We start from the raw sequence: 279 nt of genomic DNA on the forward strand, positions 1-279 counted from the left end.
TGCCGATTGGCAGCTTCCAGGCGCTTCAGCACCGTATGGCTGACATGGCTATCGAAACCATGCAGGCGCGCGCTAGCCTGCATCGGGGCCTGGCTATATTGGCTGGCGATGCCCCAGTGCACGAGCGCAGCGCCCAGATCTCGGGTTGCAAGGCACAGGTCATGCGCAGCGCAAAATTCGTCACCGCGCAGGGTATACAGCTGCATGGCGGCTACGGATTGACGGAGGAGTTCAGGGTTGGTCATCACTACCGCCGCCTTGTGCTGAGCAATGCGTGGT

The 279-nt window shown here is 61.3% G+C and carries 1 protein-coding gene; it reads left to right on the forward strand.

What is annotated here, in order from left to right; genetic code table 11:
- Positions 1-59: 59 nt before the first annotated feature.
- A partial coding sequence (locus tag SB786_RS36075) for an acyl-CoA dehydrogenase family protein (protein ID WP_410731555.1) occupies positions 60-279 on the forward strand: 220 nt, incomplete at its 3' end.

This window comes from Burkholderia sp. SIMBA_062, assembly GCF_046534765.1.
Lineage (GTDB): Bacteria > Pseudomonadota > Gammaproteobacteria > Burkholderiales > Burkholderiaceae > Burkholderia > Burkholderia ambifaria.